A 21,119-nucleotide genomic window follows, 5' to 3' on the forward strand; every position below is an offset into this window, starting at 1 on the left:
CCGATGTCAGGCGAAGGCGGAAATCAGGCGTCAGGCGGAGGGCGAGGGCTTGAGCAGGTGGACGTCCTGCGCGGTCCAGGCGAGCGGCACCGCGTCCCCGATCGACAGGGGAGCGGCGAAAAAGGCGGTCTCGGGCACCTGCACGGCGAACTCGTCGACGCCGGGGGCGGCGAGCGCCACCTGCACCTTCTGCCCTTGATATTCGATGTTCTGCACGAGGCCGGTGAGGCCGCAGCCGGGCGCGGCGCCCTCGCCGAGGCGGATGCGGTCGGTGCGCACGGCGATCTCCACCGGCGCGCCCGCCTCCAGCCCGTCCGTGTCCGGCACGGTGAAGGACGCCCCGCCGGGCACCTCGAAGGTCGCGGAGCCATCGGCCACGCGGCTCACCCGGCCGGCGAGCACATTATGGTCGCCCATGAAGCGGGCGACGAAAGCGGTGGCCGGCCGGTTGAACACTTCGCGCGGCGTCGCGGCCTGCTCGATGCGCCCGCCATTCATCACCACCACGAGGTCGGAGAGCGCCATCGCCTCCTCCTGGCTGTGGGTGACATGGATGAAGGAGATGCCGAGCTGAAGCTGGAGCTTCTTCAGCTCCTGCCGCACCTTGATCTTGAGGAACGGGTCGAGCGCGGAGAGCGGCTCGTCGAGCAGCAGCGCCTGCGGGTCGGTGATGAGCGCGCGGGCGAGCGCGACGCGCTGCTGCTGGCCACCCGAGAGCTGCGCCGGGCGCCGCTCGGCCAGATGGTCCATCTGCACCAGCTTGAGCATCTCCATCGCCTTGGCGCGGCGGACGGCCTTGGCGATGCCCTTCATCTTCAGCGAGAAGGCGACATTGTCGACGATATCGAGATGCGGGAAGAGCGCGTAGCTCTGGAACATCATCGCCGTGCCGCGCTTGGCCGGCGGCAGGTCGGTGACGACGACTTCACCGAGCCGCACATCGCCCTCGCTGATGCTCTCATGGCCGGCGACCATGCGCAGCGTCGTGGTCTTGCCGCAGCCGGAGGGCCCGAGCAGGCAGCAATAGGTGCCGGCGGGGATTTTCAGCGACACACGGTCGACCGCCAGCGCGCTGCCATAGCGCTTGGTGACGCTGATGAGTTCGATATCGGCGCCCTTGGTCATGCCCTCGACACGCCCTCCGCGATCATGAGGCCACCCGTCTCGCAAGCCGTGTGCCAACGCACGCCCGGCGAGCGCGAGCACGGGAAGTCGCGCCGCACGCGCGCCTCAGGGGAAAAGGCCCCGCCCGCGTCGCCCAGCAATTGGGCAGAGCATTCTGCCAGTGCCTAAACGGGATACAAGTCAGCATTGAATCGTATCCAATCTGCTCTAGCCTTTTGTCGGACAGCGCCGGCATTGAGCGGGCGCGGCAAATGGCGCACCCTTACGGCAACGCCACAGCAAGATGCGCGCCCGGCTCACCGCCGACAATCCTCGTCACGAAGGGAGACATGCCCATGATCCGCACCCTCGCCGCCGCCGCGGCCACCGCTTTGGCCAGCCTTCTCGCGCTCGCCCCCGCGACCGCGCAGACCTTCCCCACCCGGCCCGTCACGCTCGTCGTGCCCTTCGCCGCCGGCGGCTCCACCGACCTCGTCGGCCGTCTCATCGCCGAGCGCATGAGCGCCGAGCTCGGCCAGCCGGTGGTCGTCGAGAACAAGGGCGGCGCGGGCGGTAATCTCGGCGCCGCTCAGGTCGCCAAGGCCGCGCCCGACGGCTACACCATCCTCATGGGCACGGTCGCCACCCATGCGCTGAACCCGGCCATCTACAAGAAGATGCCCTATGACCCGGTAACGAGCTTCGCGCCGATCTCGCTGCTCGCCGTGGTGCCGAACGTGCTGGTGGTGAATCCGGAGTTCCCGGCCAAGACAACGGAAGAACTCATCGTCCTGCTCAAGAAGGAGCCGGGCAAGTACAGCTACGCCTCCTCGGGCAATGGCACGCCGCTGCATCTGTCGGGCGAGCTGTTCAAGAGCATGGCCGGCGTCGACATGCAGCACATCCCCTATCAGGGCGCCGGCCCGGCGCTCGTCGACGTGCTCTCCGGCCAGGTGCCGATCATGTTCGACAACCTCCCCTCCTCCTCCTCGCACATCAAGAGCGGCAAGCTGCGCGCGCTGGGCGTGACGACGACGGAGAAGGCCTCGTCCTTCCCGGATGTGCCGACCATCGCCGAGGCGGTGCCGGGCTATGAGACCTATACGTGGAACGCCCTCTTCGCCCCGGCCGGCACGCCGCCGGAAGTGATCGCCACGCTGAACGCCGCCGCCAACAAGGCGCTGGCCGATCCCAAGGTGCAGGCGCGCCTCGCCGATTTCAGCGCCAAGCCGGTCGGCTCCACGCCGGAGCAGCTCGGCGAGCATGTGAAGAAGGAAATCGCCAAATGGGCGCCGATCGTGAAGCAGTCGGGCGCGCAGATCGACTGAGGGCGCTTGAATACTGAGGCACGGTTGAAAAGCGGCCGTCATCCCGGCCAAGCGTAGCGCAGAGCCGGGATCGCCAACCGCCTGGCACGCGATCCCGGATCGGCCGTTGGCCGTCCGGGATGACGCTGGAGAGCCCCCGAGATGGCGGCGGCCGAACCGACGCGCCCCTCCCCCTCAGAACACCGTCCCGTCCGCATCGATCGCGATGGGGGGCGGGCCGGCCGGGGGGCGGCGCTGCGCGGCGATGCGGCGCCCGGCCGTCCAGGTTCCGCCCTGCAGCATCTTGGCGAGCGGGAAATCGGCCGCCTCCAGCCCCAGCCGCTCGCGCACTGGGTCCGCCAGCCGGTCGAGCAGCGCGACGGTCAGCGCGCGCCACTCCACGATCATCTCGGAGGTGACCACGTGTTTCTGTGCGGGGTCGATGGGCTCGCGCGGCACGATGGCGCCGAGATCGACCAGCAGCCCGCCGTTGCGGTATTCCGGCAGGCCGGTCAGCGCATCGAGATCGGTGATGGCGAGGCCCGCCGCCTCGAACGGCTCCAGCAGCGAATAGGTCAGCCATTGCGAGAGCTTGTGGAACGGCACCAGCCCGGCCGAGCGGTCGGGCACGGTGATCGCGGGGTGCCGGCCGACATCGCCGAGCGCCAGCCCGTCCACCTCCAGCCCAGCCGGCCAGATCACCGAAAAGGCGTCGAGCAGCGCTTCGAGGATGGCGGCGGCGGGTAGCCGGCCGACCCTGGCGGTGGGCGCCAGCGCGTCATAGAGCCCGCCGGGCCGCAGCGCGCCGGCGCGGAACAGGTCCGGACGCGCCGCCAGCGCCCGGCCGAGCCGGTTGAGCAGCAGCGCGCGCCCTTCCAGTCCCACCAGCGGGTTGTCGGCGGTGACCTGGAAATAAACGCCGAGCGTGCCGGCATCGAGCGCGATGAGGGCGGGCGCGTCGACCCGCAGCTTCTGCGCGGGATCGGAGGAAAAGCCGCCCGCCTCGAACATGCGCAGGCTCGCCACCGCCAGCCCTTCAGAACGGGTTATGGTGAGCCCGGTCTCCGCCTCGCGGTAGCGCCAGGCGTCCCCAGCGCCGGCGTCGAGCAGCACGCTGACCATGGCGAGGTCGATCATGATGCGGGCGCGCTCGGCCGGCTCGATGGTGCCCAGCCCCGCCTCCAGCGCCGCCCAACGGTCGACGCCGCCCGCCGCGAAATGCCGCCAGCGGCTGTGATAGGGGATGTCGAGCGTCGGGTAATCGGCGCGCGTCACCTCGGCCACATAATCCGCGACCACCTCCAGCGCCCCCTCGTCGACGGTGAAATGCGGCGAGTGCCCGGCCAGCACATGGTCGAGCACGCTATGGCAGCGCGCCCGCACGGCGGCCGGGGAGCGCAGGGCGAGAAGTTCGGGCGGGGTCATGCTGTCAGTCTCTTCTGGCAATCCCTCATGGCCGGCTTGACCCGACCATCCAGGGGACGAAACGGCCGGGCGCTCCCGGCCATGGATCCCCGGGTCCAGCCCGGGGATGAGGGAAAGACGAGGTTTTCGCCCACTCGGGAGCCGCGGGAAAGAAAACCCTCATCCCGGACAGGCTAGCGCCCCGATCCGGGATCGCAGGAAAGCTCGGGAGCGATCCCGGCTCATGGTTGCGCCATGGCCGGGATGACAACCCTCCCGGATGACGCGCTGCGAGCCCGCTCACTCCTCCAGCGCCCGGCCCTGGGTGGCGTCGTACTGGCTCTCGAAGCCGACGCCGTAATAACCGGCGGAGACCTTGGCCTCCATCTCGACGCGGGCGTCGGGCGGGATCAGCTCGGCGGGGATCGGCACGCGCTCGATCACCTCGATGCCCGCGCGCTGAAGCGCGTTGAACTTCATGTCGCTCATCGAGGCGAAGCGCTCGATGCGGTTGATGCCGAGCCAGTGGAACACATCCGGCATCAGTTCCTGGAAGCGCATGTCCTGCACGCCGGCGACGCATTCGGTGCGCTTGAAATAGGTATCCGGCAGGTCGCCGCCCTCCTGCCGCTTGCGGGCGTTGTAGACGAGGAACTTCGTCACCTCGCCGAGCGCGCGGCCTTCCTTGCGGTTATAGACCACGAGGCCGACGCCGCCCTTCTGCGCCATCTCCACGCACATCTCGATGCCATGGGCGAGATAGGGCCGGCAGGTGCAGATGTCCGAGGAGAACACATCCGAGCCGTTGCACTCGTCATGCACGCGGCAGGCGAGCGGGGTCACGCCGTCGCCGATGCGCGAGGGCTCGCCGAACATGTAGAGCGTCATGCCGCCGATGGGCGGCAGGAACACCTTGAGGTCGCCACGCGTCACCAGCTCCGGGAACATGCCGCCGGTGTGCTCGAACAGCGCGCGGCGCAGCGCGCCCTCCGCGACGCCGAACCGCTCGGCGATGCCCGGCAGATACCAGACCGGCTCGATCGCCGCCTTGGTGACGCGCACATCGCCCTTCGGCCCGATGATGTCGCCATCGACCTGCAGACGCCCCGCCCGCAGCGCGTCGCGGATTTCCGGCATGTCGATATGGGCGCGGGTGATGGCGATGCTCGGGCGCACATCCATGCCCGCAGTCAGTTCGGCGCCGAAGACGTCGCCGGTGAGGTGGCCCCATGGATCGAGCGAGACGATCTTGCCGGCATCGCCCCATTGCGGGTGCGGGCCGATCGTGTCGGACGGGGAGGTATTGGTGAGGTCGGCGCGGAAATCGGCCGGCAGCGCGCCGGCGGCGATGGCCAGCGCGCGGTACACCGAATAGCCGCCGGCATGGGCGCCGATGGCGTTGCGGTGCTTGGGATCGGTGAGGGTGGCGACGACGGGACCGCGCTCGGCTGGCGTCGGTGCGCCCCAGTTCAGGACGGGGCCGCCAGCGGCAACACCGGTGGGCGCGCCATGCGAGGTGAGAACGATGTGGTTGCGGGGACGACCGCCTGCATTGGCATTGACGGACATGGGCAGCTCGCTTCTCGTCCGGCCGGGCGCCGGCTCTCGGGAAGCACTGAATGTGAGCGCCATTCGCGCCGCTCCGCAAGGGGGTGACGGGGGTCGGCGCAAAAAATTTCAGACGAACTGGTCCGATTCTTGTATCGACCGTCGCGCTTTCCGCTACGCTGTGGGAAGCTGGCGGCTGGCCTGTCGGCGTCCGCCGAACCCGCCACGCCCCTTGCACACGAGTTCGCCGCCCATGAACGCGCCCACACCGGTTACGCCCTCCTCCCCCACCCGCGAGCTGCCGCCAAGCACCGTGGTGGTCGATCACCCGCTCATCCAGCACAAGCTCACCCTGATGCGCCGCTCGCGCACGCCGGCGAACGAGTTCCGCCTGCTGCTGCGCGAGATCAGCATGCTGCTCGCCTATGAGGTGACGCGCGACATGCCGCTGGAGTTGGTGGAGATCGAGACCCCGCTGGAAAAGATGATGGCGCCGGTGGTGGCGGGCAAGAAGCTCTGCCTCGTCTCGGTGCTGCGCGCCGGCGGCGGCATTCTCGAGGGGATGCTGGAAATCCTGCCGGCGGCACGCGTCGGCCATGTCGGGCTTTACCGCGACCCGGTCTCGCTGGCGGCGGTCGAGTATTATCTCAAGCTGCCGCGCGACATTTCCGAGCGCACCGCCATCGTGCTCGACCCGATGCTGGCGACCGGCAATTCGGCGGCGGCAGCGGTGTCCGAGGTGAAGGCGGCGGGCTGCCAGTCGATCAAGTTCGTCTGCCTGATCGCCGCGCCCGAGGGCCTGAAGACGCTGCACGAGGCGCACCCCGACGTCACCGTCTACACCGCCGCCGTGGACAGCCATCTCAACGACCACGGCTATATCGTGCCGGGCATCGGCGATGCCGGCGACCGGATCTTCGGCACCAAATAAGCCGCCGCCGCCGGCTGGAACGGCACGAAGCTTGTATGGGACACAGCGGCAGCACAGGTCGCGGCGGGTTGAACGCGCGCCGCGACCGCGTAACCTGCCGCGTGTTCATTCGGCCTTTGCAGACGTACGCACCGGGATGACCCGAAGGCGGCCTGCCCTTGCAACAGGGAACGTCATGTCCAACCTCGCCCCGAAATTCTCCCGTCTCGCTCTCACCGGCGCGCTCGCCCTCGCCCCCTCGCTCGCCTTCGCCCACACCGGCCATGGCCAGGCCGACGGGCTGGTGCACGGCTTCATGCACCCGGTCGGCGGGCTCGACCATGTGCTCGCCATGATGGCGGTCGGCATCTTCGCCGCGCAGCTCGGCGGGCGCGCGATCTGGGCGGTACCGGCCACCTTCGTCGCGCTGATGGCGCTGGGCGGCGCGCTCGGTATGGCGGGCATTGATGTGCCCTTCGTCGAGCTCGGCATCACCCTCTCCATCGTCGTGCTCGGCGGCGCGGTGGCGCTCGGCTGGAAGAACTGGCCGCTCGGCGCCGCCATGGCGGTGGTCGGCGTGTTCGCCATCTTCCACGGCCACGCCCATGGCGCGGAAATGCCGGCGGATGCCTCGGGCCTCGCCTATGCCGCCGGCTTCATGCTGGCCACCGCCCTCTTGCACATGGCCGGCATCGGCCTCGGCACGCTCATCGGCTCGGCCCGCGCGCCGCGCCTCACCCAGGCGCTCGGCGCGGGCGTCGCGGTGATCGGCGTCGGCCTGCTGACTGGCGTGATCTGAGCGCCGAAACTTTCAGCGGTCGCTGACCAGAATCCGGGCTTCCGGTCCGCCGGGAGCCCCTCTATCCTGAAAAATGTCCCTAGGGTTCCGGCGCCGCAAGATCATGCATCTTTGGCGTGGCTGGTCCGAGAGGGACAGCCCGGCGGGGGATACGTCCCACCACATGCGCCGGGTCCACGGCGGGACAAAAGCCCGGGAGGCTCGCGCGACGGGATCGCGGCGGAGGCCTTTCGCTGTTCAGGCCTCTTCCGAGACTTCCTCGCAGAATGGACCGCGCCGCCATAGGGTGCGGTCGTGCCGAAGGACTGATCGCAAGGAGAGACGCCTGATGCGTTCCCATTCCAGCCGCGCCCACCCCACCCGCGCCCACCGCATCGCCGGCCTTGCCGGCACGCCGGACCGCGACCGCCGCCACCACCCCAATTTCGAGATCCGGGGGACGCAGGGCTGGAAGGCTCTCGAATCCGAGGAGAAGCTCTCCGAGGATGGCTGGCGCCGCGAGCAGCAATGGGCCCTCGACATGGGCCTGCCCGGCGCGGAATCGATCAACGACAAGTCGATCCCGACCTTCGCGCGTGGCGAGCTGCCGCATTTCGCCGGCATCAACACCTTCATGAAGGCCCCTTACGTCGAGAATGTCCGCGATGTCGGCAAATACGATGCCGCCGTCATGGGCATTCCCTTCGATTCCGGCACCACCTACCGACCGGGCACGCGCTTCGGGCCGCAGGGTATCCGCCGCATCTCCGCGCTCTACACGCCCTACAACTATGAACTTGGCGTCGACCTGCGTGAGCAGATGACGCTGTGCGATGTCGGCGACGTGTTCACCATTCCGGCGAACCTCGAAAAGAGCTTCGACCAGATCTCCAAGGGCGTCAGCCACGTCTTCTCGTCCGGCGCGCTGCCGATCATGCTCGGCGGCGACCACTCGATCGGCTTTCCCTGCGTGCGCGGCATCGCCGAATGCACCTCCAAGCGCATCGGCATCATCCATTTCGACCGCCACATCGACATCCAGGAAAAGGATCTCGATGAGCGCATGCACACCACGCCCTGGTACTGGGCGACGAACCTGCCCAATGTCTCGCCGAAGAACCTCGTCCAGCTCGGCATTGGCGGCTGGCAGGTTCCGCGCTACGGCGTGCAGGAGGCCCGCAAGCGCGGCACGAACGTGCTGACCATCGACGATATCGAGAAGATCGGGCTGGAAAAGGCCGCCGAGATCGCCCTCGAACTCGCCTGGAAGGACGCCGACGCGGTCTACATCTCCTTCGACGTGGACAGCATCGACTGCGGCTTCGTGCCGGGCACCGGCTGGCCGGAGCCCGGCGGCTTCCTGCCGCGCGAGGCGCTGAAGATCCTCGGCCTTGTCGCCGCCGAGGGGCTGTGCGGCCTCGAAGTGGTGGAGGTCTCCCCGCCCTACGACACCTCGGACATCACCGCCCTGTTCGGCACCCGCGTGGTGGTGGAAGCGCTCGGCTCCATGCTCGCCCATGGCAAGCTCGGCAGCCACAAGCACATCATCGACAAGCCGGTGAGTTTCTGAGTTCCCGCATTACCTCTCCCCGTTGGGGAGAGGTCGGCCGCGCAGCGGCCGGGTGAGGGGTTGCGACGTTGATCGCGGTGAAGCCCCCTCACCCCACCCCTCTCCCCGCCGGGGAGAGGGAGTCAGGGACAAGGTCCAGGGAGACACCGCCATGCACCGCGGGCACGACCATCATCACGACCATGGCGCGGGAGGTCACTCCCATGGGCACGCCCATGCCGAAGCGCACGCCCACGCCCACAGCGCCGGGCATAATCACGGCCATGGCCCGCGCCGCACGGCGCAGTGGCAGACGCCGCATCTGCCCGAGCCGCCCGAGGCGGACGACCATGCCCATGTCGAGCCCGATCTCGATCTGGTGGAGAAGGCCTTCGTCGAGAGCTTCGCCAGCGCGAGCGACCCGACGAGCTTCCTGCGCCTTGCCCGCGTACCGTTCGACGCGGTGACCGCGGAGGGCGTGCGGGTGAGCCTCCTGCGCGTCGAGACCAGCGAGACCACCGATGTCGGCGCGGTCATGCCGCATCTGGGCGGGGGAACCTTCCGTTATGACCCGCTGCCGGCGGCCATGACCTCCCGCCGAAAGACCTTGCGTTTCGTCTATTTCGACGGCCGCACGTCCCTGCCGCTGACGCTGGCGCAGGTGCGCGCGCTCGCGGAGACGTGAGGCGGCGGCCTTTCGCTCAAGCGCGCCCGATCGCCGCGTCCGTGGTTTCGCGGGTTGATCGGAACGCCTCCAAAGTTCATGGTGCCCTCGACAGGTTGCCCGCGATCAGAGCGCGGGCGCCGGAGTGGATGCCCATGGTTTACGCACCTTCCGACTACGCACGCTTCTTCCAGGACGCCGTCGAGACGCTCAAGACCGAGCGGCGCTACCGCACCTTCGCCGAGATCGAGCGCGACACCGCCCGCTTCCCCCATGCCGTGTGGCACACGCCGGAAGGCGCCCGCGACATCATCATCTGGTGCTCGAACGACTATCTCGGCATGGGCTGCCATGAGAGCGTGGTCGAGGCCATGTGCGCCACCGCCCGGCAGGCCGGCGCGGGCGCCGGCGGCACGCGCAATATTTCCGGCAACAGCCACGCCATCGTCGAGCTGGAAGCCGAACTTGCCGACCTGCACGGCAAGGACGGCGCGCTGGTCTTCACCTCCGGCTATGTGTCGAACCAGACCGGCATTTCCACCCTCGCCAAGCTAATCCCCGACTGCCTCATCCTGTCGGATGCGCTGAACCACAATTCGATGATCGAGGGCGTGCGCCAGGCGGGCCGCGACAAGCAGGTGTTCCGCCACAACGACCTCGCCCATCTCGAAGAGCTGCTGCGCGAGGCGGGTGATCGGCCCAAGCTCATCGTGTTCGAGAGCGTCTATTCGATGGATGGCGACGTCGCCCCCATCGGCGCGATCTGCGACCTCGCCGAGCGCTATGGCGCGATGACCTATCTCGACGAGGTCCATGCCGTCGGAATGTATGGCCCGCGCGGCGCCGGCCTCGCCGAGCGCGACGGGGTGATGCACCGGGTGGACGTGATCGAGGGCACGCTGGGCAAGGCGTTCGGCGTGGTCGGCGGCTATATCGCGGCTAGCCGCGCTGTGGTCGATGCCGTGCGCTCCTACGCGCCGGGCTTCATCTTCACCACCGCCCTGCCCCCGGCCGTTGCCGCCGCGGCGGCGGCCTCGGTGCGCCACCTCAAGAATTCCGGCACTGAACGCGCCCGCCAGCAGGCGCAGGTCGCCAAGGTCAAGCGCGCGCTCGACCGCGCCGGCCTGCCGCAAGTGGTGACCGAAACCCATATCGTGCCGGTGATGGTGGGCGACGCCACCGCTTGCAAGGCCGCCAGCGACATGCTGCTGGAAGACCACGGCATCTACATCCAGCCGATCAACTACCCCACCGTGCCACGCGGCACGGAGCGGCTGCGCATCACCCCCGGCCCGTTCCATGACGATGCGCTGGTCGCGCATCTGGCGAGCGCGCTGGTGGATGTGTGGACCCGCCTCGGCCTGCCCTTCATCGCGCAGGCGCAAGCGGCCGAATAGGCCGCTTTTTCCCCTCTAGCACAAAGACCCGGCCGAATAGGCCGTCACGGGACAGGCGCGGCCGACGATCGGCCGCCCTCAGTCCTTCGGCTCGCTCTCGTCGAGCGGCGGCGCCTCATCCTCGGAGGCGACCGGCGCCACCGGCGGGCCGAAGAACAGCCGGGCGATCACCGGGATCAACAGCGCCAGCCCGACGAAGCGCGCGAGATGGTGCGCGGCGACAAAGGCCGGATCGAGCCCGAGCACGAAGGCCATAATGGTCATCGCCTCCAGCGCACCGGGCACATAGGCCACCAGCACCTTCGCCAGCGGCTCGCCAGACAGCCAGGCGCCGAGTGCCGAGAAGGCGACCGAAATGGCGATGGCGACGACGAGCGCGCCCAGCGCGTCGATGAAGAAGCGACGCAGCGTCTGCGCCTTGGTGCCGGCGAAGCGGCTGCCCGAATTGGCGCCGAGAATGACGAAGCTGACGATCAGCAGGAGATCCGGCAGCCGGCCTTCGATCAGCCCGGCGCCGTGGACGACGCCGCTGGCGATCATGGCCCCGACCATGGTGCCGCCGGGAAAGCGCGCCTTCTCCGCGAGGAAGGCGCCGAGCACGCCGACGCCGATGGAGAGGAAGAAGCTGGTCCAGTCCGGCACTACCGGGTTGATCGGCAGCGTGCCGGCCGGCTGATGGCCGAGCCCGCCCAGCGCCGCCGGCAGCAGCGCCACCAGCACGAAGAGCCGCAGCGACTGGCTGAACACCACGCGGCGCGTATCCGCCCCCGAGCTTTCGGCCATGATCAGCACGGTGGAAAGCGCGCCGGGGGCGGCGCCGAAGAAGGCGCTGCGCCGGTCCCAGCCGGCGACCTTCTCCAGATAAAGCGTCACCGCCAGCATCATCACCGGAACGGAAACCAGCAACACCACCATCGTCACCGGCCAGGTGGAGAGACCGTGGAGCGTATCGGGGGTGATGGCCGAGCCCATCGAGGTGCCGAGCAGCACATAGGTGACGACGCGGACATGGCTTTCCACGCCCACCGGTGCCCCGAACAGTGCCGCCACCGCCGTCGCCACCAGCGCGCCGGACAGCCAGCCGGCGGGCATGCCGACACCGGCGAACAGCGCCCCGCCGGCAAAGGCGAGGAGCAAGGTGAGGCCCCACCACAGCACATCGCGGGAGGACGGACGGGAACGCTTGAACGGGAGGGAAAACGGCATCGGAAACGGAACGGACGGCGCGCGGGAGGACTACGCGCGAATGCGTAGCGGGCGGGGGATTTGCGCCGGATCAATGCGCCGAACCGGCGGCGGGGTCAAATCTTGATCATGCATAGTTCAGCTCTCTTCCATGCCGAGCGCGCGGTTCCGCGCTACACCTCCTACCCCACGGCGCCGCATTTTTCCGGTGCCATAGGGGCGAGCGAGCACGCGCAATGGCTCGCCGCGCTGCCGGACGATGCGACCCTCTCTCTCTATCTCCACATCCCGTTCTGCCACTCGCTCTGCTACTATTGCGGCTGCACCACCAAGGCGACCCGCCGGCCGGCGCCGGTCGCCGCCTATGCCGCGCGACTGGAGCGCGAGATCGGCCTCGTCGCCGCCGCGGCCGGCGGGCGGGCTGTCACTCACATCGCCTGGGGCGGGGGCACGCCGAGCCTGATCGGGCCGGAGGCGCTGAAGCGTCTGTTCGGCCGGATCAACGATGAATTTGATCTCACTGGCCTGATTGAACACGCCATCGAACTCGATCCGCGCGAGACCGACGCGGCCCTCGCCGACGCGCTGGGCGCCATCGGGGTCGACCGGGTGAGCTTCGGCGTGCAGGATTTCAGCGTGCATGTGCAGTCCGCCATCGGCCGCGTGCAGCCTTTCGGCACAGTCGAGCGGGCGGTGAAACTCGTGCGCGAAGCGGGTGTTAGCGCGGTCAATCTCGATCTGATGTACGGCCTGCCGCACCAGACCGAGCGCGATGTGCGCCGCACCGCCCAGCTCGCAACGCTGCTCGCGCCCGAGCGCCTTGCGCTGTTCGGCTACGCCCATGTGCCGTGGGTGCGGCCGAATCAAAAGCTCATCGACCAGACCGCCCTCCCCGGCGCCGCCACCCGCCTCGACCAGGCCGAAGCGGCGCGCGCCGTTTTGGTCGCGGCGGGCTATGTGCCTGTGGGGCTTGACCATTTTGCGCGCCCGCACGACCCGATGGCGGTCGCGGCGGCGGCGGGCCGGTTGCATCGGAACTTCCAAGGCTACACGGTCGACGCGGCCGACGCGCTGATCGGCCTCGGCGCCTCGGCGATCAGCCGGCTGCCGCAGGGATTCACCCAGAACGCCCCGGACTCCGCCTCCTATATCCGCGCCATCGACGCCGGACGGTTCTCCACCGTGCGCGGCATCGCCTTCACGCCGGATGATGTGAAGCGCGGCGCGCTGATCGAGCGGCTGATGTGCGACCTCGCGGTCGATCTCGACGCCTATACGCTGGCCGAGGCCGCCCCGCGCCTTGCCCCACTGGTGGCGGACGGACTGCTGGAGATCGAGGGAAAGCGCATCGCCATGACCTCGTTCGGCCGGCCTTTTGTCCGTCTCGCTGCCGCCGCCCTCGACGCGCGGCTGCAGGCCGGCGCCCGGCACTCGGTCGCCGTCTGAACGCCCCCGACACGTCCGCTCATCCATCCAGCAAAAAGGCCCCGCCGATGGGGCGGGGCCTTTTGAGTTTGAAGGACGGCTTGAGGAGGAAGGCGCGCCGCCGGTCTCAGGCGGCGCCGGCGAGGCGGCGCATGCTGCCGCGATCATTGATCTGCACCTCGTCCGCTCGCAGCAGGGCCACCAGACCCCGGCGCTTCAGCTCGGAGAAGGCGCGGCTGACGGTTTCCAGCGTCAGCCCGAGGAAGTCAGCGATTTCCTGTCGTGTCATGGAGAGGTGCAGCGTGCTACCGACGACGCCCTCCGGCATCAGCCGCAGCAGGAAGAAGGCGACGCGCTCCAGCGCCGACATGCGCCCAAGCACCAGCGCGTGGGAGTGCATGGCGCAGAGCTGCGCCTCGAAGCGCCGCAGCAGGCGGGCGGCGAGCGTGGGGTCACGCTCCAGCGCGCCCCGGTCATGGGTGGTGATGACGGCGGCGGTCAGCGTCTCCGCCGAGCAGGCATAGACATCGCACGCCGCGAGGCCGAACACGTCGCCAGGGCCGAGCAGTTCAACCACCTGACGGCGACCGTCCGGCAGCAGCTTGGTGAGCATCACCGCGCCTTCCACCACTTCCATGATGCGGCGGGCGGTGTCGCCCTCATGCAGCACGGTGACATGCGGGGCGACGCGCAGGTGCCCGGTATGCGTCTCCGGCGCGGCGGCGTGGCGCGAATAGCTACCGGTGCGTTCTTCGATGATCTGGCGCATCTGGCCCTCCGCGGCTGATCTGGATCAACCTTAGAGAGCGTCGGAGCGTCACACAGTTCGGTGGGCTGCGTAAGGACATTCCCTAAAGGGCGGCCCGCAGCGGGCAAAACGCGGCGCACAAGGGCAAGCGATCCGGCAGCCGGACGCGACCTCTGGTTGACAGCTTCAAGGCTCAATGGGCGGGAATGGCGAGGGCTAGACTTTCGACATTGAGCGGCTTGCGGACCACGCCCACGGGCTTCAGGCCGCGCAGCTGGTGGTCGATGGCGCTTTGCGACTGGCCGCTGATGACCACCACGCTCGGCGGCTCCGCCAGCTTCTGCAACCAGCGCACGGCCTGTCCGCCGGAGATGCCGGGCAGGCTGAGATCGACAATCACCGTGTCGCTTCCCGCCGGGGGCGAGGCCCGGAACAGGCTTTCCGCATCGGGGTATGAGACCACCTCGTAGCCGAGGTTGGCGAGGATCAGACCGAGCGAATCGCTCACGCCCGCATCATCCTCAACAACATGAACTCGCACAGGGCGTTCTCCCGCAATTTGCCCCCAAAGGTGCGGAAGTCCACCCCGTTTAGCCATTCGTAGGGATGCGTAGATGGCCGTATATTACCTGATGCTAGGCGCGCATGTCCTTCAGCACGATGCGCACGAGATCGGCGGCGTTCTTGGCGCCCAGCTTCTCCATGATGCGCGCGCGGTGCACCTCGATGGTGCGCGGCGAGATGCCGAGCACGCGGCCGGCCTCCTTGTTCGACGCGCCGGAGGCGATCTGCACGAGCACCTCGCGCTCGCGCGGGGTCAGCAGGTCATGGCCGGGGAAATGCGCGGAGAGCAGGTCCGCGGGCTCGGTGGAGGTGCGGCGCTGATGCGCGTCAATGGCGTCGCGCACGCGCTCGACCACGGTATCCGCATCGAACGGCTTCTCGATGAAGTCGAGCGCCCCATGGCGGATCGCGTCCACCGCCATCGGAATATCGCCCTGACCGGAAATGATGAAGATCGGCGCCGGGTAACGATCCGCCTCCAGCTCCTTCAGAATGTCGAGGCCGGAACGGCCGGGCATGTGGACGTCGAGCACGACGCAGGAGGGAACATGGGTGCGGGCGACGGAGAGGAAGGCCGCACCATCGGAGAAGCCGCGCACATGATAGCCCTCAAGGCTGAGCACGAGCGACAGCGCATCGCGGACGGCCGAATCATCGTCCACGATGAAGACTTCACCCATCTGTGCCATCTCGTTCCCCTTTATCCGACCTCGGCTGGCGCCGCGGGCCGGGCTACCGGCAGCACCAGGGCGAAGCATGCCCCCTTGCCGTTGCCACCGGGGTCGACCATCAGGTCTCCACCGTGGTTCTGGGCGATCGTCCGTGAAATCGCAAGCCCGAGCCCCATGCCGCGACGTTTTGAACTGGCAAAGGCCTCGAAGAGCTTGGGAAGTGCCTCGGGCGCGATGCCGGAGCCGTTGTCCTGCACCTCGATCCGCACCGCTCCGTCCAGCACCCGCGTGCTGACGCGCAGCGCCGGCTCGCGCGTCAGGGCGGCGGCCTCGATGCCGTTGCGGACGAGATTGACCACGATCTGCTGGATCTGCACCGGATCCACCGACACCTCCGGCAGGTTGCCGGAGGTCTCGCGGATGATGCGCACGCGATGGGTCTGGCCGAGCAAGGTGAGGTCGATCGCCTCGTCGACCAGCGGATCGAGGTTGCGCAGATGCCGCTCGGGATCGCGCTTCTCGACGAATTGCCGCATGCGCTGGATGATGTGGCCGGCGCGCTCGGCCTCGCCCGCCGCCTTGTCGAGGATGTCGCCGACCATCCTGTTGATGTCGACACCCTTGGAATGGGCCCGGCGGATGGCCTGCAGATAGAGCATCAGCGCCGTCAGCGGCTGGTTGAGCTCATGGGCGATGGCCGCGCCCATCTCGTCAATGGCGGAGACGCGGGCGAGATGCACCAGCTCGCTCTGCAAATCGGCGAGACGCTGCTCGCTTTCCTTGCGCGGGCGCAGATCGCGCAGGATGCCGATGAACTGCCGCCCGTCCGGGGTCGCCGCCTCGCCGACGGAGAGCTCCAGCGGGAACACCGTACCGTCGGCATGTCGGCCGCGCACCTCGCGGCCGATGCCAATGATCTTCTTCACACCGGTGCTGATGTAGCTGGCGACATACTGGTCGTGATCGGCCGCATATTCGGTCGGCATCACCAACTTCACGTTCTGCCCGACCGCATCGGCGGCCGCGATGCCGAACATCTGCTCGCATGCCTTGTTGAAGACGAGGATGCGCGCGCGATCATCAATCACGATAATACCGTCGGCCGCCGTATCGAGCACGGACGCCAGACGCGCATCGGAAACCGTCGGCAGATCGCGCTGGGCGGGCGACGAACTGAAATCACGCATGGGGTCAGTCTGCTATCGCCGCCAGCCGGGGGCAACCTGTTCTTTCAACTTCTTACAACGCACGGTCGCGTTTTCGGCGCGATGTTACGTCTTCAGCCACGTCACCAGCCGGTCGGTCGCCTCGGTGATCTGCGCCTCGCCGCGCGCGAAGCACATGCGCAGATAGGCCTCGCCGCCCGGACCGAAGGCGGTGCCCGGCGCGAGACCGATGCCGGCCTCGTCCACCAGACGCAGAGCGAGGCGCCGTGTGTCGTCCTCGCCATCCACAGCGAAGAACATGTAGAAGGCGCCGGGCGGGCTGGCGAAGCGCACCCGGTTGGAGGTCGAAAGGCCCTGCGCGACGATATCGCGACCGCGCCGCGCCCGCTCGATCTGATGGGTCAGGAAGCTCTCGCCACGTTCCAGCGCGGTCACGCCGGCGCGCTGCATGAAGGCGGCGACGCCGGACGTAGAGTACTGGATGAGGTTCTCCAGCACCTGCCCGAGCGAGGGATGCGCCTCGATCCAGCCGAGGCGCCAGCCGGTCATCGCCCAGTTCTTCGAGAAGGTCTGCACGAAGAGGATGCGGTCTTCGGGGTCCATCACCTCATGGAAGGACGGGGCAAGCCCGCCTTCCTCGAAATAGAAGCGGCCATAGATCTCGTCGGCGATGATCCACAGCCCGTGACGGCGGGCGATGTCGAGCACGCCGCGCAGCGTCTCGGTCGGGGCGACGAAGCCGGTCGGGTTGGCCGGGGAATTGATGAAGATGACGCGCGTACGCGGAGTGATCGCGTCCTCGAGCTGGTCGAGGTCGAGCCAGAAACCGCGCGCGGGATCGAAGGACAGCGGCACCGCGATCGGACGGGCGCCGATCACTTCGGCGGCGGCGGCGGCATTCGGCCAGGAGGGCGACGGAATGAGGATTTCCTCGCCGGCCGAGAGGGTTAGCGCCAGCGCGATCTGGATCGCCTGCATGCCCGAACCGGTCACATGATAGCGCTCGAGATCCTCCGGCACGCCATAGACCCGCGTCATATAGGCGGCGATGGCGGCGCGCAGTTCGGGGATCCCGCGCTGCCAGGTGTAGAAGGTCTCGCCCGCCGCCAGCGCGCGCGTCGCGGCTTCGCTGATGAAGGAGGGGGTCGGCAAATCGCCCTCACCCGCCCAGAGCGGGATGAGGCCCTCGCGGCGACGCCCATAGTTCATCACCTCGACAATGCCGCTCTCCGGCAAGGCGAGGGCCTGCGGGCGGATATGGTCGAGCAGGGAGGGAGCGGGGCGGAAGGGCGAGGCGGAGGCCGGCATGGGAGGCTCATGGAACGCGAAGCGGGGAAGGCAGGATAGCGTATCCGCCTGGCCGCGCCCATGGAGAGGCCCGCCTGGAGCCATGAAAAGGCGTGATGCGCGCATTCCTGCGCGCGATCAGTGAGAGCGTGGGGCGGGGGCGCGACAGGCGCCCGCCACCCGTCGCGTCAGCCGAGCTGTTCGATGATGATGGCCCGGAGCTGCTCACGCGTGAGCAGGCAGGGCTCGGGCTTCCAGTCTTCCGGCGAGCGGGGCTGGGAAGCGGCAAAGGTGGGGCGACGCAGGGCGCCGCGCGGAGTGGTGGTGGTCACGTGAATCCTAATGCCGGCGCGGGGCCCAACGGGCGCGTGCTCGGCGTTTCTCTCGGAATTGTCAGAAAAAGCAGCGGCATCACCGAAAGGAGCCGCGCGTGTCGATCAGTCGACCGGCATGATGTAGTGCGTCATTGTGGGCAGAACAAGGCCTCAGTCGGCGGGGCCGCAAGCTTCAGGCAAGTCTTGCGCATGCCGAGGCGCCTGTCGGGAGGTAAAGGCGTTCCCGCGCCTTGCCCGGGCGTCAGCCGATCAAGCGGCGGTATTCTTCGGCGCGCCGCTCCATATCCTCCGGCGGCGGGAGGCCGGCGTCGCTGATGCCCGCTTCGATTTCGCGAGCAACAACAGGCCAGTAACGCTCCACCGCCGCCGATAGGTCGGGGGGGCGCCGCTCCACCGCCAGAAGGTCGACGGTGCAGAGTGCCCGAGCCCTTAGCTCCGTGTTCTGTGTCATCTCGAAAGGTTAACATGGACGGCGCGCGCCGAGTGTCGGCTAGTGGACACTTTCCGCGCCTGTCGCGCGATCGTGTGCCGGGGCGGGCGTAACCATAATCGGCAAAACCGTATCATGACACCTCCGTCGCGGATCGACACGGTCCGCGCCCGCGCCTAGCATGGTGGATAGCAAACCGCCGCTGGAGGATAATCGCGTGAAACGTCAATCACTTGCCGCCATCGCCCTGCTCGGCCTCGCGGTGGCCGGGTGTGCGTCGACGCAGAAGGCGGAGGTCCAGAACAAGGACAATCTGCTCGCCGCCGCCGGCTTCCAGCTGCGCCCGGCCGACACCCCGGCCCGCATCGCCTCGCTGAAGAAGCTGCCGCCGAACAAGTTTTCCGTGCTGAACAAGAACGGCCAGCCGGTCTTCGTCTATCCCGATCCGACGATCTGCGGCTGCCTGTATTATGGAACCATGGACAATTACTCGGCCTATCAGCAGCTTGCTCTTCAGCAGCGGCTGGCCAGCGAGCAGGAAATGGCGGCGATGCTGAACCAGCAGGCCGCCTTTGACTATGCTCCCTGGGGCCCGCCCTTCTATTGAGAGCGTGGCTGGTCAGTGCAGTGAGGTGGACGATCAGGCCAATGAGGCCAGTCTGTGCGGTCTGATCTCGCTCATCACTTCCCCCAGCGCAGCACGAGCGGGTCGAGGCGGCCGGCGATCTCCAAGAGCCCCGCGCGGGTCGCCGGGTGGACGGGGGGAGCGGCGCGCGCAGCGTGTCGTGGCGGATCACCCCGCCCGCCTGCATGAGGATCTTGGCGGCGGCCAGCCCCGCCTGCCGGTTCTCGTAATTGATCAGCGGCAGCCAGCGCATATAGGCGTCGACCGCCGCCTCGCGATTGCCGGCGACATAGGGGTCGATGATCTGGCGGATGCCGTCGGGGTAGCCGCCGCCGGTCATCGCCCCGGTCGCCCCGGCGTCGAGATCGGCCATCAGCGTGATCGCCTCCTCGCCATCCCACGGGCCTTCGATCGCCGCCCCGCCCGCCTCGATCAGCGCCCGCAGCTTGCCCGCCGCCTGCGGCACCTCGATCTTGAAATAAGCGAGGTTCGCGATCTCGGCGGCCATCTTCGCGAGGAACGGCACCGACAGCGGCGTGCCGGCGACGGGGGCGTCCTGCACCATGATCGGAATGTCGATCGCGTCCGACACGCCCTTGTAGAAGTCGTAGACCTGCGCCTCCGGCACCCGGAAGGTCGCGCCGTGATAGGGCGGCATGACCATGACCATGGCCGCGCCCATCTCCTGCGCCCGGCGGGACCGCTCGGCGCAGACGAAGGTGGAGAAATGCGTCGTGGTGACGATCACCGGCACGCGCCCGGCGACATGCTCCAGCACGGTGCGCATCACCTGGTCGCGCTCGGCATCGGTGAGCACGAACTGCTCGGAGAAATTGGCGAGGATGCACAGCCCATGCGAGCCGGCGTCGATCATGAAATCGACGGCGCGCTTCTGGCCCTCCAGATCAAGCCGCCCCGCGGCATCGAACACCGTGGGAGCGACCGGGAAGACACCGGAATAGCGGGGAGACGCGGGCATGGTGGGCACCTTGCGAGCAGAACGGGATCAAAGGGTGAGGACGAGGAAGGCGGGCCTCAGGCGGCCGGGCGGAAATCCTCGGTGAGATAGGCGTCGAGAATGCCGGCGAAGCCGTCATCCCCGGTGAAGCCGAGCGCCAGCGCCCGCGCCGCCGTGAAGGCCTGCGGCCAGCCGCCGACCACGCGCGCCACCACCGGGTCGGGCTGGCGGCGGATCAGTCGCACCGCCGCCTCGCCAGCATGGGCGCGCAGCGCCTCGATCTGCTCGCCAATGGTGACGGAGACGCCGGGCATGTTGAGGCTGCGGCGGGCGCCGAGCGGGGCGGTGTCGAGCATGGCTGCGTGCAAGAGATAGCCCACCGCGGCGCGCGGCGAGGCGATCCAGACACGCAGGCTCTCCTCCACCGGCAGCACGGCCTCCACGCCGTTCAGCGGCTCGCGGATGATGCCGGAGATGAAGCCGGACAGCGCCGCATTGGGCCTGCCGGGGCGCACGCAGATGGTCGGCAGGCGCAGCGCCACGCCGTCGAGAAAGCCCTTGCGGGAGTAATCCGCCAGCAGGAGCTCACCGATGACCTTTTGCACGCCATAGGAGGAGGCCGGCGCGGTGAGGAAATCATCGTCCACCACCGCCGGGAAGGGCGTGCCGAACACGGCGAGCGAGGAGGTGTAGATCACGCGCGGCGTGTAACCCTCGACCGCGCGGATCGCCTCGAACAGCGCGCGCGTGCCGTCGAGATTGATGCGGTAGCCCTCCTCGAAGCGCGCCTCCGCCTCGCCCGAGACGATGGAGGCGAGGTGGAAGATCACCGCCGGCCGCGCGGCGATCAGCCGTTCCGCCACGCCCGGCGCCGCATAATCGCCGGTGAGCACTTGCGTGGCGAAAGGCAGGCCGGCGGGCGGCACCGCTTCCACCACATCATGCAGCACCGCGCCGGTGATCGCCTCGCCACCCAGCACGGGATTGCCGGCAAGGCGGCCGAGCAGCTTGCGGCCGATCATGCCGGCCGCGCCGAGAATGAGGATCTTCATGAGGCAGGCTCC

At 68.4% G+C, this 21,119-nt stretch carries 20 protein-coding genes, 1 pseudogene and 1 riboswitch; of the genes and pseudogenes, 8 read left to right on the forward strand and 13 right to left on the reverse strand.

The window, feature by feature from the left end:
• Nucleotides 1-30: 30 nt before the first annotated feature.
• Nucleotides 31-1,125: an ABC transporter ATP-binding protein gene (locus OU996_RS00245; RefSeq protein ID WP_267583682.1), complete on the reverse strand. Its 1,095-nt coding sequence runs from the start codon at nucleotides 1,123-1,125 to the stop codon at nucleotides 31-33.
• Nucleotides 1,126-1,460: 335 nt separating this feature from the next.
• Between OU996_RS00245 and OU996_RS00250 the strand changes: the two genes are divergently transcribed.
• Nucleotides 1,461-2,432, forward strand: coding sequence for a Bug family tripartite tricarboxylate transporter substrate binding protein (locus OU996_RS00250; RefSeq protein WP_267583684.1), 972 nt, complete (start codon nucleotides 1,461-1,463; stop codon nucleotides 2,430-2,432).
• A gap of 174 nt (nucleotides 2,433-2,606) precedes the next feature.
• On the opposite strand, the gene OU996_RS00255 is transcribed toward OU996_RS00250, so the two are convergent.
• Nucleotides 2,607-3,836, reverse strand: a complete 1,230-nt coding sequence (locus OU996_RS00255) for a URC4/urg3 family protein (protein ID WP_267583685.1) — start codon at nucleotides 3,834-3,836, stop codon at nucleotides 2,607-2,609.
• Between the two features lie 279 nt (nucleotides 3,837-4,115).
• A complete protein-coding gene (locus OU996_RS00260) occupies nucleotides 4,116-5,384 on the reverse strand; it encodes a GTP cyclohydrolase II (protein WP_267583686.1) in 1,269 nt (422 codons plus the stop codon).
• A gap of 232 nt (nucleotides 5,385-5,616) precedes the next feature.
• Here OU996_RS00260 and upp point away from each other — a divergent pair, with 232 nt between their 5' ends.
• The 5 genes from upp (at nucleotide 5,617) to hemA (ending at nucleotide 10,661) form a co-directional block, all read left to right on the forward strand.
• A complete protein-coding gene (gene upp, locus OU996_RS00265) occupies nucleotides 5,617-6,294 on the forward strand; it encodes a uracil phosphoribosyltransferase (RefSeq protein WP_420712664.1) in 678 nt (225 codons plus the stop codon).
• Nucleotides 6,295-6,469: 175 nt separating this feature from the next.
• Nucleotides 6,470-7,072, forward strand: coding sequence for a HupE/UreJ family protein (locus tag OU996_RS00270; RefSeq protein ID WP_267583688.1), 603 nt, complete (start codon nucleotides 6,470-6,472; stop codon nucleotides 7,070-7,072).
• Nucleotides 7,073-7,140: 68 nt separating this feature from the next.
• A riboswitch (guanidine-I (ykkC/yxkD leader) is annotated at nucleotides 7,141-7,273 on the forward strand.
• A 127-nt stretch (nucleotides 7,274-7,400) separates the two neighbouring features.
• Nucleotides 7,401-8,621 carry an agmatinase family protein gene (locus OU996_RS00275; protein WP_267583689.1) on the forward strand — a complete coding sequence of 407 codons (1,221 nt, stop codon included), beginning with the start codon at nucleotides 7,401-7,403 and terminating at the stop codon, nucleotides 8,619-8,621.
• Nucleotides 8,622-8,772: 151 nt separating this feature from the next.
• A complete protein-coding gene (locus OU996_RS00280) occupies nucleotides 8,773-9,285 on the forward strand; it encodes a hypothetical protein (RefSeq protein ID WP_267583691.1) in 513 nt (170 codons plus the stop codon).
• Between the two features lie 134 nt (nucleotides 9,286-9,419).
• Nucleotides 9,420-10,661: a 5-aminolevulinate synthase gene (gene hemA / locus OU996_RS00285; protein WP_267583693.1), complete on the forward strand. Its 1,242-nt coding sequence runs from the start codon at nucleotides 9,420-9,422 to the stop codon at nucleotides 10,659-10,661.
• Between the two features lie 78 nt (nucleotides 10,662-10,739).
• On the opposite strand, the gene OU996_RS00290 is transcribed toward hemA, so the two are convergent.
• The gene (locus tag OU996_RS00290) at nucleotides 10,740-11,867 is read right to left on the reverse strand and encodes an AbrB family transcriptional regulator (protein WP_267583694.1); all 1,128 of its coding nucleotides are present in this window, start codon (nucleotides 11,865-11,867) and stop codon (nucleotides 10,740-10,742) included.
• A gap of 108 nt (nucleotides 11,868-11,975) precedes the next feature.
• Between OU996_RS00290 and hemN the strand changes: the two genes are divergently transcribed.
• On the forward strand, nucleotides 11,976-13,292 hold the full coding sequence (hemN, locus tag OU996_RS00295; RefSeq protein WP_267583695.1) for an oxygen-independent coproporphyrinogen III oxidase: 1,317 nt from the start codon (nucleotides 11,976-11,978) through the stop codon (nucleotides 13,290-13,292).
• Nucleotides 13,293-13,398: 106 nt separating this feature from the next.
• Here the strand turns inward: hemN and OU996_RS00300 are convergent, their stop codons facing one another.
• From OU996_RS00300 to OU996_RS00330, 7 genes are all read right to left on the reverse strand, one after another.
• Complete coding sequence (locus tag OU996_RS00300) at nucleotides 13,399-14,040, reverse strand: Crp/Fnr family transcriptional regulator (RefSeq protein WP_267583696.1); 642 nt, start codon at nucleotides 14,038-14,040, stop codon at nucleotides 13,399-13,401.
• A gap of 172 nt (nucleotides 14,041-14,212) precedes the next feature.
• Nucleotides 14,213-14,617: a response regulator gene (locus OU996_RS00305; RefSeq protein WP_267583697.1), complete on the reverse strand. Its 405-nt coding sequence runs from the start codon at nucleotides 14,615-14,617 to the stop codon at nucleotides 14,213-14,215.
• 37 nt (nucleotides 14,618-14,654) lie between these two features.
• Nucleotides 14,655-15,272 carry a response regulator transcription factor gene (locus OU996_RS00310; RefSeq protein ID WP_267583699.1) on the reverse strand — a complete coding sequence of 206 codons (618 nt, stop codon included), beginning with the start codon at nucleotides 15,270-15,272 and terminating at the stop codon, nucleotides 14,655-14,657.
• Between the two features lie 11 nt (nucleotides 15,273-15,283).
• The gene (locus tag OU996_RS00315) at nucleotides 15,284-16,441 is read right to left on the reverse strand and encodes a two-component system sensor histidine kinase NtrB (RefSeq protein WP_267583700.1); all 1,158 of its coding nucleotides are present in this window, start codon (nucleotides 16,439-16,441) and stop codon (nucleotides 15,284-15,286) included.
• An 84-nt stretch (nucleotides 16,442-16,525) separates the two neighbouring features.
• The gene (locus OU996_RS00320) at nucleotides 16,526-17,728 is read right to left on the reverse strand and encodes a pyridoxal phosphate-dependent aminotransferase (protein WP_267583701.1); all 1,203 of its coding nucleotides are present in this window, start codon (nucleotides 17,726-17,728) and stop codon (nucleotides 16,526-16,528) included.
• A gap of 167 nt (nucleotides 17,729-17,895) precedes the next feature.
• Nucleotides 17,896-18,039, reverse strand: coding sequence for a hypothetical protein (locus tag OU996_RS00325; RefSeq protein WP_267583702.1), 144 nt, complete (start codon nucleotides 18,037-18,039; stop codon nucleotides 17,896-17,898).
• A gap of 244 nt (nucleotides 18,040-18,283) precedes the next feature.
• Nucleotides 18,284-18,493, reverse strand: coding sequence for a hypothetical protein (locus OU996_RS00330; protein ID WP_267583703.1), 210 nt, complete (start codon nucleotides 18,491-18,493; stop codon nucleotides 18,284-18,286).
• Nucleotides 18,494-18,689: 196 nt separating this feature from the next.
• Between OU996_RS00330 and OU996_RS00335 the strand changes: the two genes are divergently transcribed.
• Nucleotides 18,690-19,079, forward strand: a complete 390-nt coding sequence (locus OU996_RS00335; protein ID WP_267583704.1) for a hypothetical protein — start codon at nucleotides 18,690-18,692, stop codon at nucleotides 19,077-19,079.
• Nucleotides 19,080-19,153: 74 nt separating this feature from the next.
• On the opposite strand, the pseudogene OU996_RS00340 reads toward OU996_RS00335, so the two are convergent.
• Nucleotides 19,154-20,076: pseudogene (locus OU996_RS00340) on the reverse strand (dihydrodipicolinate synthase family protein).
• Between the two features lie 56 nt (nucleotides 20,077-20,132).
• Nucleotides 20,133-21,107: a D-erythronate dehydrogenase gene (gene denD / locus OU996_RS00345; RefSeq protein WP_267583705.1), complete on the reverse strand. Its 975-nt coding sequence runs from the start codon at nucleotides 21,105-21,107 to the stop codon at nucleotides 20,133-20,135.
• Nucleotides 21,108-21,119 lie beyond the last annotated feature (12 nt).

It is taken from the genome of Ancylobacter sp. SL191, from assembly GCF_026625645.1.
Lineage (GTDB): Bacteria > Pseudomonadota > Alphaproteobacteria > Rhizobiales > Xanthobacteraceae > Ancylobacter.

What these genes read in the sequence shown, in the direction of transcription:
- OU996_RS00245 (WP_267583682.1), bottom strand. Translation starts at nt 1,125, where the DNA reads ATGACCAAGGGCGCCGATATCGAACTCATCAGCGTCACCAAGCGCTAT.
- OU996_RS00250 (WP_267583684.1), top strand. Translation starts at nt 1,461, where the DNA reads ATGATCCGCACCCTCGCCGCCGCCGCGGCCACCGCTTTGGCCAGCCTT.
- OU996_RS00255 (WP_267583685.1), bottom strand. Translation starts at nt 3,836, where the DNA reads ATGACCCCGCCCGAACTTCTCGCCCTGCGCTCCCCGGCCGCCGTGCGG.
- OU996_RS00260 (WP_267583686.1), bottom strand. Translation starts at nt 5,384, where the DNA reads ATGTCCGTCAATGCCAATGCAGGCGGTCGTCCCCGCAACCACATCGTT.
- upp (WP_420712664.1), top strand. Translation starts at nt 5,617, where the DNA reads ATGAACGCGCCCACACCGGTTACGCCCTCCTCCCCCACCCGCGAGCTG.
- OU996_RS00270 (WP_267583688.1), top strand. Translation starts at nt 6,470, where the DNA reads ATGTCCAACCTCGCCCCGAAATTCTCCCGTCTCGCTCTCACCGGCGCG.
- OU996_RS00275 (WP_267583689.1), top strand. Translation starts at nt 7,401, where the DNA reads ATGCGTTCCCATTCCAGCCGCGCCCACCCCACCCGCGCCCACCGCATC.
- OU996_RS00280 (WP_267583691.1), top strand. Translation starts at nt 8,773, where the DNA reads ATGCACCGCGGGCACGACCATCATCACGACCATGGCGCGGGAGGTCAC.
- hemA (WP_267583693.1), top strand. Translation starts at nt 9,420, where the DNA reads ATGGTTTACGCACCTTCCGACTACGCACGCTTCTTCCAGGACGCCGTC.
- OU996_RS00290 (WP_267583694.1), bottom strand. Translation starts at nt 11,867, where the DNA reads ATGCCGTTTTCCCTCCCGTTCAAGCGTTCCCGTCCGTCCTCCCGCGAT.
- hemN (WP_267583695.1), top strand. Translation starts at nt 11,976, where the DNA reads ATGCATAGTTCAGCTCTCTTCCATGCCGAGCGCGCGGTTCCGCGCTAC.
- OU996_RS00300 (WP_267583696.1), bottom strand. Translation starts at nt 14,040, where the DNA reads ATGCGCCAGATCATCGAAGAACGCACCGGTAGCTATTCGCGCCACGCC.
- OU996_RS00305 (WP_267583697.1), bottom strand. Translation starts at nt 14,617, where the DNA reads ATGGCTAAACGGGGTGGACTTCCGCACCTTTGGGGGCAAATTGCGGGA.
- OU996_RS00310 (WP_267583699.1), bottom strand. Translation starts at nt 15,272, where the DNA reads ATGGCACAGATGGGTGAAGTCTTCATCGTGGACGATGATTCGGCCGTC.
- OU996_RS00315 (WP_267583700.1), bottom strand. Translation starts at nt 16,441, where the DNA reads ATGCGTGATTTCAGTTCGTCGCCCGCCCAGCGCGATCTGCCGACGGTT.
- OU996_RS00320 (WP_267583701.1), bottom strand. Translation starts at nt 17,728, where the DNA reads ATGCCGGCCTCCGCCTCGCCCTTCCGCCCCGCTCCCTCCCTGCTCGAC.
- OU996_RS00330 (WP_267583703.1), bottom strand. Translation starts at nt 18,493, where the DNA reads ATGACACAGAACACGGAGCTAAGGGCTCGGGCACTCTGCACCGTCGAC.
- denD (WP_267583705.1), bottom strand. Translation starts at nt 21,107, where the DNA reads ATGAAGATCCTCATTCTCGGCGCGGCCGGCATGATCGGCCGCAAGCTG.